The following is a 15,673-nucleotide window of genomic DNA, read 5'->3' as shown; positions in this document are numbered from 1 at the left end:
GAGTAGGGAGCGGCCTACGCACCGCGCATGGCACGGAAGGGCTAGTTCTTGCCGCCCACGCCTGTCCCCGCCCCCTCGGCGATCTTCCCGGCGTAGATGTCGTCCTCGTCGGGCAGCCGTACGCGCACGGCGGCGCCGAAGTCGTAGAGCAGGGTCGTCGAGGCGACGGCCACGGTGCCCTCGCTCCGCCCGTTGGCGAAGCTGAACCGGTGCCGGACCTTGCGGATGCGGCCCGCGTCGTCGAGGTAGGCGTCGAAGGGCACGTCGGTGGTGGCGAAGCCCTCGGCCGCGGCGGCCAGCGCGTGCCGGTTGCCGTCGGAGGCGGCCCGCGCCGCCCGGGCGAGATCGGCGGTCCCCCGGTAGTGCCGCACCTCGGTCCCCGCGACCTCGGTGCGCCCCACGTACGTCGCCGACCGCGTGCCGCGCAGCACCTCTGCGGCGGCGAACGGGTCCGTCGCGCCGCCGGTCACCAGGTTTCCGTCGGAGAGCGTGGCGGTCGCCACCCGCACCCACTTGTCGTCGGGCACGCCGGCGCCCCGGTTCTTCATGAACAGGGCCCCGGGCGTCAGCAGCTCGGTGATCGGCCGGTGCCCGCTCGCGCCCGCGGGGTCCTGCGGCAGCCGCACCTTCAGCCTGCCGAGCCGCTCGCGGAAGTCGTACACACCCTCGCCGCGGATGGTCACCCGGGTCCCGCCGCTGGCCATCTCCATGGCGGTGCGGGCCTTGGAGCTGCCGGCGGCCACCAGACGGTCCGCGGCCCGGTGCAGCACGCGGACCGAGTCCCCGGACCGGTCGTCCTGCACGGCGGCCCCCTGCCCGGAGCACCCGGACGCGGCCAGCCCCGCGCCGACCACGGCCCCGACGACGGAGACCGTCCCCGCCCTCCTGCCCCGCCGCTCCCTCTCCCGCCCGCCCATCGCCACCTACCCCAGCCGACACGGCCCGTCCCGGACCCCCTGCCGTCCCGGTTAACGACGGGTGGGCGACGCCGGTAACGTGGTGGCCGTGGCTCAGCAGGACGCACCCGAAGCTCCCCGGGACATACCGGACCACCTCACGACCACGGTCGAACAGGGCGCCTTCTGCGTCGCCCACTGCACCTGCGGCTGGCGCGGCCCGGCCCGCAGAGCCAGAAGCCAGGCCCGCACGGACGCGGAGTCCCACCGCGCTTCCTGACTGCGGCAGCCGTGAGCTGCGGGCACTCGTGCCGCTGAGGCGGGCCGCGTGAACCCCACCCCCACGCCTTACCTGCGGGCAGTCGTGCCGCTGGGGCGGGCCACGTGAACCCACCCCCACGCCATACCTGCGGGCAGTCGTGCCGCTGGGGCGGGCCGCGTGAACCCCACCCCACGTCTTACCTGCGGGCAGTCGTGCCGCTGGGGCGGGCCGCGTGATTCCCACCCCACGACTTAGCTGCGGGCAATCGTGCCGCTGGGGCGGCACGGGTGGGCGCAGCGGCACCCCGCAACGCCGGGCCGCGAACACCCACCCGCCCCGGACCCACGCCGGGCACCTCACTCGCGCCGGGCCACGCGACACACCCGCCCGGCCCACCCGTGGAACCCCCACCCCCACCACCCCGTCTCCCTCCAAGAACCCCCCACGGGACCCGGAGACGCACATGAACCGGCGCACCTTCCTGACCGGCACCGCAGCCGCCACCCTCACCCTCCCCCTCACCACCACAACGGCCTGTACAGCAACACCCCCTGACACCCCCTCCGACGCCAACAAGAACCCCGCAACCACCACCGCCACCACCGCCACCAGACGCGCCCCCGCCCCCGCCCCCGCCACCTGGACCGCCCTGGCCAAGTCCCTCGACGGCCCCCTCCTCCGCCCCGGCGACCGCCCCTGGCCCACAGCCCACCAGCTCTACAACACCCGCTTCGACACCCTCCGCCCCGCCGCCGTCGCCTACCCATCCCACCCCGACGACATCCGCACCGCCCTCTCCTACGCCCGCGCCCACCGCGTCCCCGTAGCGGTCCGCAACGGCGGCCACTCCTACGCCGGTTGGTCCTCCGGCGACAACCGCCTGATCATCGACGTGTCACGACTCGACCGCATCCGCGCGAGCAGCAACCAGGCCACCATCGGCGCCGGCGCCAAACTCATCGACGTCTACCGCGCCCTGGCCGCCAAGGGCGTGACGATCCCCGCCGGCTCCTGCCCCACCGTCGGCATCTCCGGCCTCACCCTCGGCGGCGGCCACGGCGTCGTCTCCCGCGCCTACGGCCTGACCTGCGACAGCCTCACCCAGGCCACCCTGATCACCGCGGACGGCAAGCAGATCACCGCCAACGCCAGCGCCCACAAAGACCTGTTCTGGGCTCTCCGCGGCGCCGGCAACGGCAACTTCGGCATCGTCACGGAGCTCCGCTTCCGCACCCACCCCGCACCCCAGGCCGTAACCGCGTATCTGACCTGGCCCTGGGCGAAGGCCGCCGCGGTCGTCCGCGCCTGGCAGGAGTGGGGACCGGCCCAGCCCGACGAGATCTGGTCGTCCCTGCACCTCGAGTCGGGGCCCCACGGCAACCCGACCGTGTCCGTCGCCGCCTTCTCCCTCGGCACCTACGGCGAACTGCAGAACGCGGTCGACCGCCTCGCCGCCCGCATCGGCGCCTCGGCGAGCAGCGTCTTCCTCAAACGGCGGTCGTACGAGGCGTCCATGGAGCTGTACGCCGGCTGCTCGTCGTTCGCCACGGACGCCCGCTGCCACCTCCCCGGCTCCACACCCGGCCGCTCCCCGCAGGGCGCGCTGAAACGCGAGACGTACGCGGCACGCTCGGACTTCTACGACCGTTCCCTGTCACCCGCCGGCATCCGGGCCCTGCTGGCCCAGGTCCGCTCGGTGCGCGGCGGCACCGGCAGCATCGTGTTCACCGCACTCGGCGGGGCGGTGAACCGCGTCGCGCCGACGGCCACGGCGTTCGTGCACCGCCGCTCCCGGATGCTGGCCCAGTACCTCGCCGCCTGGCGCCCCGGCACGAGCGGCGCGGCGGCCCAGACATGGCTGGCGTCCGCGTACGGTGCCATGCGCCCGTACGCCTCGGGCGCCGCGTACCAGAACTACGCGGACCCGGCGCTCAAGGACTGGCGGCGGGCCTACTACGGAGACGCGGCCCCGCGCCTGGCGAAACTCAAGCGCCAGTACGACCCGGACCGCGTCTTCACCTTCCCCCAGGCGCTGTAGCCCCGGACGGTCCTACGCGGCGAGGTCCCGCTCCTCGGACCCGGCGTTCTCCCGCCGGGCGCCCGGGATCACGGGACCCTGCCCCTCGTCGGCCCGCCCCCGCGCGCTGATCAGCCGGCCCGCCCGCGGCGACCGCTCGACGGCCTTGGCCAGCGGCGTCAGCAGGGCCATGGCGACCGGGGAGAGCAGCAGCGCGACGGCCGTGCCGAGGGCGAAGCCGCCGATGACGTCGGTCGGGTAGTGCACGCCCATGTAGACCCGGGCGAAGCCGCCGAAGAGGGCCAGCACGATCGCGGCGATCCCGAACTTCCGGTTGGCGACGAACAGGGCGACGGCCAGGGCCATGACGAGCGTCGCGTGGTCGCTGACGAAGGAGTAGTCGTCCTTGCCGGAGACGAGCACTTCCAGCCCGTCATGGTCCTTGAACGGCCGGGGACGCTCCACGAAACCCCGTATCGGCACGTTGACGAGGACGGCGATACCGGCCGCCAGCGGCGCCCACACCAGAGCGGCCACGGACGAGGCCGCGTCCGCGCCGCCGCGCTTGCGCACACCCCACCAGCACCACAGCACCAGCAGCACGATCGCGAACAGCAGCCCGTACTCGCCCACGAACTCCATGACCCGGTCGAACCAGTGCGGCGCGTCCTTGGCCAGTCCGTTGATGTCGTAGAGCAGCTCGACGTCGGGGTTCGACCCGGATTCGGCGAGTCCAGCCATGTTGCAGCGGCCCCTTCGTCATGTCCGGCGGCGCACCCTGCGCACGCCTCTCCTGCCACCCCCGTGGTCGTAGATCCGCCGGCGCTCCACGTGCTGCCGCACACCTACACGACAACAGGAACGCACGGCCCCCGTTGATACGTTCCACACTCCACCGAATGATCACGCAGACGTTATCGAAGAGAGATACGTCGTCGCAGCTCAGGGGATGGGTTCACGTTCGGTTCACACCGTGGTGGGCAATGCTTTCGCGCCATCTTCGGTCACCCGGGTGGCCCCGAAGTAGTCGGGTGTGTCGACCGGGTCGAAGCGGATCACGGCCCCCGACCGCGGCGCATCGATCATGTACCCGCCGCCGACGTAGATCCCCACGTGCCGGATGGCACGGGAATCGGCCAGATCGTCGGAGAAGAACACCAGGTCCCCCGGCAGCAGCTCGTCCCGGGCGGGGTGCGCCCCCGCGTTGTACTGGTCGTTGGCGACGCGGGGCAGCTTGATCCCGACACTCTCGTACGCGGCCTTGGTCAGCCCCGAACAGTCGAACCGCCCTCCTTGCTCGGCGGTCCCGTTCCCACCCCACAGATAGGGCGTCCCGAGCTTCTTCTGCGCGTACGCGATGGCCCCGGCGGCCTGCTCGGAGGGATCCACCCGCGTCGTGGGCGCGGCGAAGCTTTTCTCCAGCGTCGTGATCACCTTGACGTAGTTCCGCGTCTCCTTGTACGGCGGGACACCCTGGTACTTGATCACCGCATAGGCCCCCGCGTTGTAGGAGGCCAGCATGTTCTCCGTCGGATCGCCGGGCACGTCCTTGACGTACGAGGCGAGGGAGCAGTCGTACGACGCGGCCGACGGAATGGCGTCCGCCGGGTCCCACACGTCCCGGTCCCCGTCCCCGTCCCCGTCGATGCCGTGGGTGGCCCACGTCCCGGGGATGAACTGCGCTATCCCCTGCGCCGCCGCCGCGCTCTGTGCCTTCGGGTTGAACCCGCTCTCCTGATACAACTGGGCCGCGAGCAGCGCGGGGTTGATGGCGGGACAGAGATTGCCCCACTTCTGCACGAGCGCCTGGTACGCCGCGGGCACGCTGCCCTTGGCGAGCCTCTTGGCCCCGCCGGCCGCACCGCCGGCCAGGTTCCCGGCGACCACGTAGACACCGACGACGAGCAGCATCACGAAGCCCATTCCCAGGGCGACGGCGACCCCGGCACCGACCCACATCTTGCGCATGCCCCAACCATCCCCCACGGGGCCACCGTTCAGTGCCGTTTCCCGGCCATGTCGTCCAGGCCGACCGACCCGCCAGTCAGCGGAAGGGCTTAACGACGCGGCCACACGACAGGTTGCGCACCAGCGTCATTGCCCGGCGTAACCTACCGTGATACACAGAGTGACGATACGAATCTTTGCATACCGGTCCGCGCCGCCCTCCGAGGGAACGACGGGGACCGGTGGCAAGCTATTCGTACGAAACCCGCCAATCGATGACGCCAAGTCGACATACGACGGCGCCGTCGTCGGCGACAATGAGGCCTGACCTCTGCACGAACGCAGGGGGCGCGGAACTACCCAACAGGGGCGGTGACTTACATGCTCTTTGCGGCCGACGAGGGAGACATCAACACCATCATCGGAGGGATCGCTCCGGACTGGGGCCCCTTCGGCAGCCTGGGCAACGAGGCGAAGGTGATGATCGAGGTGGTGATGGCCGTGGCCATCCTGCTCTGCCTCGGCATCGCCATCTGGGGCGCCGCCAAACAGCGCATCGGCGCCACGGCTCTCCGGGACACCTTCAGCGCGGAACAGGGCAAGGGCCTCATCATCGCCGGGCTGACGGGCGTGTTCATCATCGGCTCACTCGGCACCCTGTTCACCATCGTGTACGGCATGGCCGTGTAGGCGGGCGCGCGGTCCACCGGTCCCGCCGGGCGCGCCCGGTTCCCCCTCCATCCCACCCGCCCGTCGTGCCCACCGGCTGAGGTTGCGTTTCCCTGATGTCCAGTCACCACACCGCGTACGAGCGGGTGCCAACACCGCTACCGTCATACTTCTACGGCATGGTGTACGAGGTGTTCCCGCACGACGTCGAGGGGGCGTACGCGGCATGAGTCTCGGAGACGACCACCAGTCCTCCGGCGGTTACGGCGGCACGGGCCAGACGCGGACGCGGCTGCCCGACAACGGCGGCGACGCGTTCGGGGGCGCGCGCCGCGGCGGCCGCTCGTCCTCGCGCAGCCTGATCACCGTGGTCGGCGTGGTCGTCCTGCTGATCGCCGCGATCGCCTTCGCGAACCGTGGAGGAGACGATTCCGCATCCCCGGACGACGCCACCGACAAGCCGAAGACATCGGCAACGGCCCCGTCGGGCACCCAGCCGGTCCAGTCGGGCTTCGCCCATGACGAGCAGGGGGCACAGAGCGCGGCGGCGAACTACGCGGTGGCACTGGGCTCGGCGAACATGTTCAACAAGGCCAAGCGCGACGCGATTCTGCAAGCGCTCATCGTCCCCTCGAGAGTCGCGGGCTTCCAGGCTTCTCTGGACAAGGCGTACAGTCCGGCGTTCAACAAGAACGTCGGACTGAACGAGGACGGTTCGACACCGAAGGGCTACACCTTCGTGTCACGCACGAGCCCGCTCGGCACCAAGGTCACGGAGAACTCGCCCGACACCGCCACTGTCGAAGTCTGGTGCAGCGGCCTCCTCGGACTCGCGGGCCAGAACTCCACCGCCCCGGTCACCAGCAGCTGGTTCACCATCACGACCAAGCTGGAGTGGACCAACGGTGACTGGAAGATCGTGACGCACTCCCAGAAGGACGGTCCAGCGCCGATTCCCGGCGATGACAAGGCATCGAGCGCCGACGAGATGGCCAAGGCCGTCCAGGAGTACGGAGGGTTCACGTATGCCCGCTAACCACCGCGTACTCAAAGCGACCGGTGCCGTCGCGGCCGTACAGGCGGCAGCGATGCTCCTCGCCACCCGCGCCTTCGCCGCCCCCACTCCTTCACCGACTCCGAGTGACGACCCCTGCGATCTGATCCACGGCCCCGCCAAGGACTACTGCGAACGCGGTGAATCCGGTGGCGGCTCCACCGGCGGTTCCGGAGGAGACGCCCCCGGGCTCACCTCCACCCTCGACCCCCTCTCCTCCCTCGCCAAGGGATGCGCCGACGCCGCGTCCTGGACGATCGACCGGCTCAGTGCCGCCGTGCAGGACACCGCCAACGTCGACTTCACCAACCAGAAGTTCCTCCAGCAGTACGCCGTCGTCTTCGCCGCGTCGACGATCCTCACGCTGCTCCTCTGGCTGCTCGCCGTCGCGAAGCGTGCCGTGCGCGGCGTCCCCTTCACCACCGCGTTCTCCGAGGCCATCGGGTTCCTCTGGCTCACCGTCCTGGCGTCGGCCTTCACACCGCTGATCCTCTACACGGTCGTCTCCGCCGCCGACGGCGTCAGCGACGTCCTCGCCAAGACCACCGGCAACCAGACCGACACCTTCTTCGGCACCTTCTCCGGCGCCCTGGAGAAGGGCGAGGGCATCGGCGGCGGCCCGATCATGCTGATCGTCGTCTCCCTGGTCTCCATCCTCGCCGCCGGCGTCCTCTGGCTCGAGCTCGTCATCCGCGCCGCCCTGCTCTACGTCGGCGCCCTGCTCGGCACCGTCGTCTACGCCGGGCTGGTCGACAAGAACCTGTGGGGCCACGTCCGCCGCTGGGCCGGGATCATGATCGCCGTGATCCTGGTCAAGCCCGTCATCGTCATCGTCCTCGGGCTGGCCGGCGCGCTCTCCGCCGACGACGGCCCCGACGCCTTCTCCGCCGTCGTCTCCGGCCTCGCGATCATCCTGCTCGCCATCTTCGCGTCCGCGATGATCTACCGCTTCGTCCCCGGCTTCGGCGACGAGATCGCCGGCTCCCGCAACAACCGCATCATGCAGGGCGCCGAGGGCAAGGCCGCGGCCGTCATCAGCTCCCCGGCCAACCTCGTCGCCCAGGGCATCAGGACCCACAGCACCCGTCACAACGGCGACGGCGGAGGCGGGAGCCAGTCGAGCTCCTCCTCCGCGTCCCGCCCGGCCAATCCCGCATCCGGCGGGGTCGCCGCGCACAGTTCGCGCCCCTCGAACGGCGGCGGCGGAAATGTCCCCTCCGCCGCACCCGCACCGCGCTCCGGCAGCCCGGTGAACACGCCCCATGCCAGCAACACCCGCAACAGCGGCACCAGCAACAGCTCAGGAGGTGACGGGCGTTGACGACCGAGTCCCACATGTCCCATCCGGTCACGCCCCGCCGTACGTATCTGATCGGCCGCGCCCGGCCGAACGCGATCGTCGGACGCAACCGCGAGACCGGCGAGATCGCGCTGATCATCGCGGGCGCGTTCCTCGGCATGATGTGCGGACTCCTCGTCCCCGTCCTGACCCTGCGCATCGTGCTCCTCATGGGCTTCCCGATGCTCGCGCTGGCGGCGGTCTACGTGCCGTACAAGCACCGCACGTTCTACAAGTGGTTCGAGATCAACCGCAGCTACAAGCGGACCCTGCGCAGCGGCACGACGTACCGTTCCGGCGCCATCGAGGCCGGTACCCGGCTCGACGGCCGGGAGGTCGAGGTCGGGCCGCCGCCCGGCATCGGCCGTATCACCTGGCTGGCCGCGCCTTTCGGGCCGGACGAGATCGCCGTACTGCTGCACGCCGACCGCAAGACGGTGACGGCCGCGATCGAGATCGAGGGCCCCGGCGTCGGCCTGCGCGACTCCGAGGACCAGGAGGCCCTCGTCGACCGCTTCGGCACCCTGCTCAAGCACGTGGCCAACGGCGACGGCTTCGTCACCCGCATCCAGATGCTCGCCCGCACCCTCCCGGCCGACCCGGACGCGCACGCCAAGGACGTCGCCGTGCGCGGCGACGACAAGGCGCTGCCGTGGCTGCAGCGGTCGTACGACCAGTTGCAGTCCATGGTGTCCACCAGCAGCGAGCAGCACCGCGCCTATCTCATCGCCTGCATGCACTACACGCGCGAACTGGCCGCCGAGGCCCACACCATGGCACGCGCGGCCCGGCCGCAGAACGGGCGCAAGGTCGACCGCGACGCCGGGCTCGCCGTCGTCATGGCCCGCGAGCTGACCGACATCTGCTCGCGCCTCCAGGAGGCCGACATCCGCGTCCGCCAGCCCCTCGGGCAGGGCCGGCTCGCCTCCCTCATCCACTCCATGTACGACCCGGACCACCCGATCGACCACATCCAGGCGATGACCAAGCGCAACGCCTGGCCGGCCGAGCTGGACGCCATGGAGCCCACCTTCCTCCAGGCCAAGACCCGCGAGTCCTCCACCCGCGCCCCCTGGTGCCACGCCACGGCCTGGGTGAAGGAGTGGCCGATGACCCCGGTCGGCGTGAACTTCCTCGCCCCGCTGCTCGTCCACACCCCGGACGTCATCCGCACGGTCGCCGTCACGATGGACCTCGAGCCCACCGAGGTCGCCATCGAGCGCATGCTGACCGAGAAGACGAACGACGAGGCCGAGGCCTCCCGCGCCGCCAAGATGAACCGCACCGTCGACCCGCGCGACATCGCCGCCCACAGCCGTCTCGACCAGCGCGGCGAGGATCTCGCCAGCGGCGCGGCCGGCGTCAACCTGGTCGGCTACATCACCGTCTCCTCCCGTTCGCCCGAGGCGCTCGCCCGCGACAAGCGGACGATAAGGGCCTCGGCCGGAAAGTCGTACCTGAAACTGGAGTGGTGCGACCGTGAGCACCACCGCGCCTTCGTGAACACTCTTCCGTTCGCCACCGGCATCCGAAGGTAGGGGCTGAGCCTGATGCGGGACCCGCTGTCCGTCCTCACCGACGCCTTCACGTCCTTCCTGTTCGGGAAGGTCGAGACGACCCGCCTCCCGGTCCGCACCTCCACGGGCCAGGCCCAGGCGGTCTACCTGCCCACCGCCGCCCCCGGCCTCGGCGACTCCGGCGTGATCATCGGCCGCGAGGTCTACTCCGGCAAGGGCTACATCTACGACCCCTTCCAGCTGTACGGCCAGCAGCTCCCCGCCCCGCACTGGCTGGTGCTCGGGGAGTCCGGAAACGGCAAGTCGGCGCTGGAGAAGACGTACGTCCTGCGCCAGCTCCGTTTCAAGGACCGCCAGGTCGTCGTCCTGGACGCCCAGGGCGAGGACGGCGTCGGCGAGTGGAACCTCATCGCGCAGGAGCTGGGGATAACTCCCATCCGCCTCGACCCGATGGCCGCCCTGGACCACGGCATCCGGCTCAATCCCCTCGACCCGGCGATCACCACGACGGGCCAGCTGGCCCTGCTGCGCACGATCATCGAGGTCGCGATGGGCCACGGCCTGGACGAGCGCTCCGGCTTCGCCCTCAAGGTCGCGCACGCCTACGTCAACGAGACCATCGTCGAGCGCCAGCCCGTCCTCACCGACATCGTCGAGCAGCTCCGCCACCCCGAGCCGGAGTCGGCCGAGGCGATGAACGTGGACATAGACGACGTACGGGCCTGGGGCCTGGACGTGGCGCTGGTCCTGGACCGGCTCGTCGACGGTGACCTGCGCGGCATGTTCGACGGCCCGACGACCGTCGGCATCGACCTCGACGCGCCGCTCATCGTCTTCGACCTGTCCCACATCGACCGCAACTCCATCGCGATGCCGATCCTCATGGCCATCGTGGGCGTGTGGCTGGAGCACACCTGGATCCGGCCCGACCGGAAGAAGCGCATCTTCCTGGTCGAGGAGGCCTGGCACATCATCAACAGCCCGTTCGTGGCGCAGCTGTTCCAGCGGCTGCTGAAGTTCGGGCGCCGGCTGGGTCTGTCGTTCGTGGCGGTGGTCCACCATCTGTCGGACGTCGTGGACGGGGCGGCGGCGCGGGAGGCCGCGGCCATCCTGAAGATGGCGTCGACCCGGACGATCTACGCCCAGAAGGCCGACGAGGCCCGGGCGACCGGCCGGGTGCTGGGCCTGCCCCGGTGGGCGGTGGAGATCATTCCGTCGCTCACTCCGGGCATCGCGGTGTGGGACGTCAACGGCAATGTCCAGGTCGTCAAACACCTGGTGACCGAGACGGAACGCCCCCTGGTCTTCACGGACCGCGCGATGACCGAGTCCTCCGCCGACCTCACGGACGACGCGCTGCGCGCCGCCGAGCTGGAGGCGGAGGAGCGGGCGGCGGCCTTCATGGAACAGCACATCGGCGACTCGTCCGAATCGACGGTGGCGTAGGCGGGGCGGGAGAGACGCATGAGACCGGACGACCGCCACGACCAGCGGCCGGGACAGCAGGGCGGCATTCCGGACGGCCTGCTGGTCGGCATACTGGCTTTCCTCCTCGGCATGACCGTGCTGGTGTGGACGGCGACGGGCCTCGCCGGCCTGTTCGCGCACGGCTCCTGGCCCGCCGGCATCACCTTCGCCGGTACGCCCCTGGCGATGCGGCATCTGATCGCCGAGCCCCATGACATCACCGGCGCCTGGCCGGACGCCCCCGCGGCGGAGCTGTCCGGGTACGGGCTGTTCTGGGGGCTGTTCATCGGTCAGCTGATGGTGCTGGTCGTCCTGGCGGTGTTCGTGATGGGCACGCTGGCCCGTTGGAAGGCGGTACGGCTCCAGCGCCGGGCCGCGCGGTCACCGGCGGGTCAGACCCCGCCCCCGCCCGCGACGGCACAGGCCCAGCCGCCCACACAGGCGCAACAGACGCAGACGCAGCCGGCCTGGTCCCCGCCGCCCCCGGCGGCACAGGCACCTTCGGACCCGGACCCGGACCCGGCTGCCGCGCCCCGCCACGAGGTGCCGACCCCGAGGACCGCCCCGGAGCCCGCGCCGGCCGCCGCCGAGTCCGAGGACCGTGCGGCGACGGAGGAGGCGTCCGCGGCCACCCGGCTGGGCGGCAGCCGCGGCGGACGGGAGAAGATCCTGCTGGGCACGCGCGAGAGCCGCCGCTCCACGGCGACGCAGGCCGTGAGCGACGCGGCGGGCCCCGCCCTCGTCGTCACGTCGAACCCCGCCCTGTGGCAGGACACCAAGGACGCCCGCGCCAAGCTCGGGCCCGTCCTGCTCTACGACCCCACCCACCTGTGCGACACCCCGGCCCGCCTCCACTGGTCCCCGATCGCGGGCTGCGAGGACAAGCCGACGGCCGTCGTCCGGGCGACCGCGCTCCTCACCCCGGTCCGGCCCACCGCCCGCCTCGACCAGGCCGTCAGCGACACCGCCACCACGCTGCTGCGCAGCTACCTCCACGCCGCCGCCGTCGACGGCCGCACCGTCCGCCACGTCCACCGCTGGGCCCAGGGCAGCCAGATCCAGGACGCCGTACGGATCCTCCGCACCAGCCCCAAGGCCGCCCCCGGCGCCGCGGGCGAACTCGAGGCGGCGCTCACCGCCCACCCCGAACGCCGGGACATGGCCCAGCAGCTGACCAGCCGCGCGCTGGCCGCCCTCTCCATGATCAACATCCGGGAGGCATGCACTCCCAACCGAACTGATGCCCTCACCTTGGATTCCTTCGTCCACGAACAGGGCACCCTTTACGTGGTGGGGGAATCCATCGAGGACCCCCGGACGAGCCCGGGCGCGATGCCGCTGCTGACGGCGCTCGTCTCCAGCGTGGTCGAGCGCGGCCGGCGCATGGCCGAACGGTCATCCTCCGGTCGCCTCGACCCACCACTGACCCTCGTCCTGGACGACGTCGCCGCCGTGGCCCCGCTCCCCCAGCTCCCCGAGCTGCTCGCCACCGGCGCGGACCGGGGCATGCACGCCCTGGCCCTGCTCCGCTCCCGCGAACAGGGCCGCGCCCGCTGGCCGCACGACGAGCTGCCGGTGTAACAGCGGTGTGGGAGGGGAGCGGGGCGTCAGCGCTCGACGACGAACTCCAGCTCCACCTCGCCGGGCTTGGCCGCAAGCGGCACGGTGCGGCCGCTCGGCGCGAACCCGGCCTTGCGATAGAAGCCCTGAGCGCGTGCGTTGTCCTCGTGCACGATCAGCCGCACCCGCTCCGCCCCGGCGGCCCACGCCCACTCCAGCCCGGCGTCGAACAGGGCCTTGGTCAGCCCGCTCCCCCGCCACTCGGGCCGCACGAACACCCCGACGACGTGCCCCTGCCTCCGGTCCACGGGCAGCCCGGCCCAGTCCGTCGTCCCGGCCTCCTCCATCAGCACCGTCAGCGTGCCGAGCCACAGCCCGTCCGGGCCCTCGGCGACGATCTGCTGGGCCCTGGACACGCCCTCGGCGGACCCGGCCGCCCGCTCCTGCCAGAAGGAATCGGGCCGGGCCACGGCGTCGTCGTAGGTCTCCATGAAGGCGAGATGCGCGACGGGATCCTGCAGCGCGCGCAGCCGCAGCTCCTTCACGGCGGGCCACTCGTCGGCACGTATGGACCGGATCACGTAGTCACCGGGGACCGAGGCACTCATACGGGCCACCGTAGTACCCCGGTACTACACCCCTCATCTCATATACGGTCCCGGGACGGACGTCCGCCGCCCCGGCAGGCCCGACCATGGTCGTATGGAGCAGCCCGTGGTGGAAGAGCGAGCGGCCGAGCCCCTCACCGAGTACGTACAGCGCGTCAACCGGCGGGTGCGCGCCTTCGACCGCCGCCGTCCCCTCGTGTGGGACCTCCACTTCACCGGCTTCTGGGTGACGGCCGCCCTGATCGACTACGCCGGCGGCGGCTGGCGCAACGTCGCCCAGAATCCCGGCGTCCCCGGCGGACTCGTCCTCGCCATGAGCCTCGGTCTCACCGTCCCCCTGCTCTGGCGCCGCAGCCACCCCGGCACCGTCCTCCTCACCATGGCGCCGGTCGCCGCGCTGAACGCCTGGACGGGCGCCGCCCTTCAGGTCTCCCTGCTCCAGCTGGTCCTCCTCTTCCACATCACGCTGCGCCTGCCCCTGCGGAACCTGTGGTGGGCGGCGCCCCTGATGACCGTCCCGACGTGCGTCACGCTGGCCCGCTACGGGGAGGAGCCGGGCCCGTGGAACCAGCAGCTCGGCTCGCAACTGCTGGCCATGGGGATCGCGGCGCTCATCGCCGTCACGGTCCGCACCCGGCGCAACTACACGGAGGTCCTCGAGGACCGCGCCCGTCGCCTGGAAATCGAACGCGACCAGCAGGTCCGGCTCGCCGCCAACGCCGAACGGGCCCGCATAGCCCGCGAGATGCACGACATCATCGGCCACAACCTCTCCGTCATCACGGGCCTCGCCGACGGCGGCCGGTACGCCGCCGCGAAGTCCCCGGAGCGCGCCGCCCAGGCCCTCGACGCCATCGGCACCACCAGCCGCCAGGCCCTGGGCGAACTGCGGCGCCTGCTCGACGTGCTGCGCGAGGAGGAGAAGGAGCAGGCCGAACTCGCCCCGCAACCCGCACTCACCGACCTCGACCGGCTCGTCGACGGCGTCCGCAAGGCCGGCCTGCCCGTCCGCACGGCCATCAGGGGCGACACCGTACTCGCCCCGGGCCGCCAACTCGCCCTCTACCGCGTCATCCAGGAAGCCCTCACCAACACACTCAAGCACGCCGGCCCCGACGCCACCGCCCAGATCGACCTCTCCTACGGGGCGGGCGGCGCCGTCACCCTCACGGTCACCGACACCGGCCGCGGCGGCCCGGCCCCCGCGCTCTCCGACGGCCGGGGCCTGCCGGGCATGCGGGAGCGAACGTCCCTGTACGGAGGGACACTTGAGGCCGGCCCGCGCCCGAGCCCCGACCGGGGTTGGCGCGTTCACCTGCACCTACCGGAGGAAAGCCCGCAGTGACCACCGTCCTGATCGCCGACGACCAGCCCCTCCAGCGTTTCGGCTTCCGGATGCTCCTGGAGAGCCAGGACGACATGACGGTGGCGGGCGAGGCCGTGAACGGCGCCGAGGCCGTCCGTATGACGGCCGAACTCCGCCCCGACGTCGTCCTCATGGACGTCCGCATGCCCGGCCTGGACGGCATCGAGGCGACCCGCCGCATCATCGCCGCCGGCCACCGCACCCGGGTCCTCATCCTCACCACCTTCGACCTCGACGAATACGCCTACGCCGGCCTGCGCGCCGGCGCCTCCGGCTTCCTGGTGAAGGACGCCCAGCCGGAGGAGCTCCTCTCCGGCATCCGCGCGGTGGCCACGGGCGACGCGGTGGTCGCCCCGAGCCTGACCCGCCGTCTCCTCGACGCGTACGTCCACCACCTCCCGGCCGCCAGGCAGGCGCCCGGCACCCCGGACCCCCGTCTCGCCTCCCTCACCGACCGCGAGACCGAGATCCTCCGCGTCATGGGCCAGGGCTGGACCAACACGGAGATAGCGGAACGCCTCCACCTCGCCGAATCCACGGTGAAGACCCATGTGGGCCGCATCCTCGCCAAGACGGGTTCACGGGACCGCGTCCAGGCGGTGATCCTGGCGTACGACACAAAACTGGTGGGCTGAAAGAGCGGGAAACGCAGAAAACCCCGCACCGTAAGGTGCGGGGTTTCCCGGAATAATTGTTCGGCGGCGTCCTACTCTCCCACAGGGTCCCCCCTGCAGTACCATCGGCGCTGAAAGGCTTAGCTTCCGGGTTCGGAATGTAACCGGGCGTTTCCCTAACGCTATGACCACCGAAACACTATGAAACTGTCAACCGCACCACGCCTGACACAGACATGGGGTTGTTCGTGGTTTCAGAACCAACACAGTGGACGCGAGCAACTGAGGACAAGCCCTCGGCCTATTAGTACCGGTCACCTCCACACCTCACGGTGCTTCCAGATCCGGCCTATCAAC

Annotated in this window: 14 protein-coding genes and 1 rRNA gene; 10 read left to right on the top strand and 5 right to left on the bottom strand. The window is 71.2% G+C overall.

What is annotated here, in order from left to right:
• Positions 1-41: 41 nt before the first annotated feature.
• Positions 42-917 carry a hypothetical protein gene (locus tag AB0E77_RS04995; RefSeq protein WP_361565665.1) on the bottom strand — a complete coding sequence of 292 codons (876 nt, stop codon included), beginning with the start codon at positions 915-917 and terminating at the stop codon, positions 42-44.
• Positions 918-1,005: 88 nt separating this feature from the next.
• Between AB0E77_RS04995 and AB0E77_RS04990 the strand changes: the two genes are divergently transcribed.
• Both AB0E77_RS04990 and AB0E77_RS04985 read left to right on the top strand, forming a co-directional pair.
• Complete coding sequence (locus tag AB0E77_RS04990; protein WP_361566707.1) at positions 1,006-1,176, top strand: hypothetical protein; 171 nt, start codon at positions 1,006-1,008, stop codon at positions 1,174-1,176.
• Positions 1,177-1,621: 445 nt separating this feature from the next.
• Entirely contained in the window at positions 1,622-3,196 is a 1,575-nt protein-coding gene (locus tag AB0E77_RS04985; protein ID WP_361565662.1) for an FAD-binding oxidoreductase, read from the top strand.
• A gap of 12 nt (positions 3,197-3,208) precedes the next feature.
• Here AB0E77_RS04985 and AB0E77_RS04980 read toward each other — a convergent pair whose 3' ends face one another.
• Both AB0E77_RS04980 and AB0E77_RS04975 read right to left on the bottom strand, forming a co-directional pair.
• Entirely contained in the window at positions 3,209-3,916 is a 708-nt protein-coding gene (locus AB0E77_RS04980; protein WP_361565659.1) for a phosphatase PAP2 family protein, read from the bottom strand.
• A 225-nt stretch (positions 3,917-4,141) separates the two neighbouring features.
• The gene (locus tag AB0E77_RS04975) at positions 4,142-5,161 is read right to left on the bottom strand and encodes a bifunctional lytic transglycosylase/C40 family peptidase (protein ID WP_361565657.1); all 1,020 of its coding nucleotides are present in this window, start codon (positions 5,159-5,161) and stop codon (positions 4,142-4,144) included.
• 342 nt (positions 5,162-5,503) lie between these two features.
• On the opposite strand from AB0E77_RS04975, the gene AB0E77_RS04970 reads away from it, so the two are divergent.
• The 6 genes from AB0E77_RS04970 to AB0E77_RS04945 all read left to right on the top strand — a co-directional run bounded on the left by AB0E77_RS04970 (position 5,504) and on the right by AB0E77_RS04945 (position 12,749).
• On the top strand, positions 5,504-5,812 hold the full coding sequence (locus AB0E77_RS04970; RefSeq protein ID WP_019526682.1) for a hypothetical protein: 309 nt from the start codon (positions 5,504-5,506) through the stop codon (positions 5,810-5,812).
• A 205-nt stretch (positions 5,813-6,017) separates the two neighbouring features.
• Positions 6,018-6,827, top strand: a complete 810-nt coding sequence (locus AB0E77_RS04965; RefSeq protein WP_361565655.1) for a hypothetical protein — start codon at positions 6,018-6,020, stop codon at positions 6,825-6,827.
• A complete protein-coding gene (locus AB0E77_RS04960) occupies positions 6,817-8,166 on the top strand; it encodes a hypothetical protein (RefSeq protein WP_361565652.1) in 1,350 nt (449 codons plus the stop codon). The genes AB0E77_RS04965 and AB0E77_RS04960 overlap by 11 nt, the downstream gene beginning before the upstream one ends.
• A complete protein-coding gene (locus tag AB0E77_RS04955; protein ID WP_361565649.1) occupies positions 8,163-9,722 on the top strand; it encodes an SCO6880 family protein in 1,560 nt (519 codons plus the stop codon). The genes AB0E77_RS04960 and AB0E77_RS04955 overlap by 4 nt, the downstream gene beginning before the upstream one ends.
• A 12-nt stretch (positions 9,723-9,734) precedes the next feature.
• Entirely contained in the window at positions 9,735-11,147 is a 1,413-nt protein-coding gene (locus AB0E77_RS04950) for an ATP-binding protein (protein ID WP_361565647.1), read from the top strand.
• 18 nt (positions 11,148-11,165) lie between these two features.
• The gene (locus AB0E77_RS04945) at positions 11,166-12,749 is read left to right on the top strand and encodes a TraM recognition domain-containing protein (protein WP_361565644.1); all 1,584 of its coding nucleotides are present in this window, start codon (positions 11,166-11,168) and stop codon (positions 12,747-12,749) included.
• A gap of 26 nt (positions 12,750-12,775) precedes the next feature.
• On the opposite strand, the gene AB0E77_RS04940 is transcribed toward AB0E77_RS04945, so the two are convergent.
• Entirely contained in the window at positions 12,776-13,336 is a 561-nt protein-coding gene (locus tag AB0E77_RS04940; RefSeq protein WP_361565641.1) for a GNAT family N-acetyltransferase, read from the bottom strand.
• A gap of 94 nt (positions 13,337-13,430) precedes the next feature.
• Here AB0E77_RS04940 and AB0E77_RS04935 point away from each other — a divergent pair, with 94 nt between their 5' ends.
• Both AB0E77_RS04935 and AB0E77_RS04930 read left to right on the top strand, forming a co-directional pair.
• Entirely contained in the window at positions 13,431-14,681 is a 1,251-nt protein-coding gene (locus AB0E77_RS04935) for a sensor histidine kinase (protein WP_361565639.1), read from the top strand.
• Entirely contained in the window at positions 14,678-15,337 is a 660-nt protein-coding gene (locus tag AB0E77_RS04930) for a response regulator transcription factor (RefSeq protein ID WP_361565636.1), read from the top strand. Before AB0E77_RS04935 ends, AB0E77_RS04930 begins: the two co-directional genes overlap by 4 nt.
• Positions 15,338-15,395: 58 nt before the next feature.
• On the opposite strand, the gene rrf is transcribed toward AB0E77_RS04930, so the two are convergent.
• A 5S ribosomal RNA gene (gene rrf, locus AB0E77_RS04925) occupies positions 15,396-15,512 on the bottom strand.
• Between the last annotated feature and the right edge of the window lie 161 nt (positions 15,513-15,673).

It is taken from the genome of Streptomyces sp. NPDC032940, assembly GCF_040636935.1.
Lineage (GTDB): Bacteria > Actinomycetota > Actinomycetes > Streptomycetales > Streptomycetaceae > Streptomyces.
Note: the sequence above shows the minus strand (reverse complement) of the source record. Positions and strands in the feature narration are given on the sequence as shown.